Below are 2,278 nucleotides of genomic sequence, written 5' to 3' on the forward strand. Positions count from 1 at the left end.
TGTGTGCCAGGCATGGCGTTGATGTTGGAGGTGCAAGTCCTTTGCGGGCCGGCTGAACGGAACCGCTAGCTGAAGGCAACTGCGTCGTCGCGAGGCGGGGTGGGGAGGAAGCCGGAGGCAAAGCTCGGAGCTGACGAACAGGAACCGGATATAAGGCCGGTGCGGTGGGGTAACCGGGCAATGGGCCGGGACGCCCGATATTCAGACGGACAGGCGCATCGGTAGATCCGGCGGCGACCGAGCGAAGGATAAACGTCTTACCCTGGGAGATCTCCCGGCCTCTCCGGACGATCCGGAGTACGGCGACAGCGATGTCGTTGGATGGGGTGGGAGAAGTCAGCAGAAGCCATAGTAGTCCGGGCGACCGGGCGAAGGGCTGAATTTGGTAATCAAGGAGCAAGACTGGGCGCATTCGATGGGTGTGGAGCGGCAGCAAAGCAGCGGGAAGCAGCTGGACCTCTTTGACGAGGCCCTGAAGGCATCGCTGCGCCACGACGTCACCGGCAAAGGCGGAACCGGCGCTGGGACGATCGAGGAGCGGCAAACACCTGCGGCATGGGCCGAGAAACTCGCCTTGGCGTATGATGTGATGGAACAGGTGGCCAGTTCGGCCAACCTGAACCGAGCCTACAAGCGGGTGAAAGCGAACAAGGGTGCGCCGGGGGCGGACGGGATGACCGTTGCCGACCTGCGCGGCTGGATCGCGGACAACCGCGAAGGGCTGATCGTCTCGCTGCTCGATGGCAGCTACCGTCCACAACCGGTGCGCGGGGTGGAAATCCCCAAGCCGGATGGCAAAGGGGTTCGCCAGCTTGGCATCCCGACGGTGGTCGACCGGCTGGTGCAGCAGGCGATCCTGCAAGTGCTGGAGCCGATGTTCGATCCGACATTCTCGGACTCGAGCTATGGGTTCCGTCCTGGGCGGAGCGCGCATGACGCGCTTCGTCAGGCTCAAGAGTATGTAACCGACGGGCGGCGCATGGTCGTGGATCTCGATCTGGAAAAGTTCTTTGACCGGGTCAACCACGACGTAGCGATGTCCCGTCTCGCCCAACGCATCGGTGATAAGCGCCTGCTCACGATCATCCGTCGCTTCCTGCAAGCGGGGATGATGGCAAACGGCGTATGCGTCGAACGGCAGGAAGGGACTCCGCAAGGCGGCCCTCTCTCGCCGCTGATCGCCAATCTGTTGCTGGATGACCTCGACAAGGAACTCGAACGCCGGGGGCACCGGTTCTGCCGTTATGCCGATGACTGCAACATCTATGTACGGTCGCAGGCAGCGGGGGAACGCGTGATGGCTTCGGTGTCTGCCTTTCTGGAAGGCAAGCTCCGACTCCGCGTCAACCGGCACAAGAGCGCGGTCGCGCCCGTCGAGGACCGTTCGTTCCTCGGCTATCGCCTCTGGTACACAGGAGGGCTCGGCATTGCGCCGAAGAGCCTGCACCGGATGAAGGAGCGCTTGCGTGCAATCACACGTCGGAACCGGGCAATCCCGTTCAAGACGATGATCGCTCAGGTGAATGCCTTCACGACGGGCTGGGTGACATACTTCCGACTTGCTCGGGCCAAGCGTGAACTGCGCAGAACTGATGAATGGCTCAGGCGCAAACTGCGCTGCGCCAGGCTCAAACAGTGCAAACGCAAACGGGCGACCGCCCGTTTTCTTCGGGCATGCGGGGTCCCAACCGCGCGCGCCTGGCTGTTGGCAGGCTCAGGATACGGATGGTGGCGTCTGGCCCTAAGCCACCCGGCCACCGAGGCCATGACCATCGCCTGGTTCACCAACCACAAGCTGGTCTCACTTGCCGACCATCATGCCACGCTAAACCTTACCGGAAACCGCCGCGGTACGTAGAACGTATGCCAGGTGGTGTGAGAGGGGGAGACCGTGAGGAATCCCCCTACTCGATTTGTCGCATGGTCTATGCCTTGGCGGCCGCGATCATCTCGTCGATGGCGATGAACTTCTCGCGCGGCGCGCCGTCGCGGGCGCGTTTGACTTCGGCATCGTCGATCTTCTTCCAATCGTCGAAAGCCATGACTGCGAGGTTGCGCTCTTCGGCTAGCCGGTCGAACCCTTCGCCGCCCGGCTTGGCGGAGCCATCCCCGATGTCCTCGGCGATCTTCTCTATCACTGCGAAGCCATCGGGGCGGTTGGTGCCGATCGTCCCGGTCGGGCCGCGGCGCGCCCAGCCGACGCAGTAGAGGCCGGGCCGGATGCGGCCTTCCTGGTTGGCGAAACGGCCATTCTTCTCGTCGAACGGCACGTCGGGGA

At 63.2% G+C, this 2,278-nt stretch carries 1 protein-coding gene and 1 pseudogene; one reads left to right on the top strand and one right to left on the bottom strand.

The genetic code is table 11. The annotated features are described in order from the left end of the window. Positions 1 to 415 precede the first annotated feature (415 nt). Entirely contained in the window at positions 416 to 1,858 is a 1,443-nt protein-coding gene (gene ltrA / locus AC3XYG_RS22425; RefSeq protein ID WP_489142085.1) for a group II intron reverse transcriptase/maturase, read from the top strand. A gap of 67 nt (positions 1,859 to 1,925) precedes the next feature. Here the strand turns inward: ltrA and AC3XYG_RS22430 are convergent. Further along, positions 1,926 to 2,278: pseudogene (locus AC3XYG_RS22430) on the bottom strand (FAD-dependent oxidoreductase); the annotation flags it as partial.

This window comes from Inquilinus sp., from assembly GCF_057815775.1.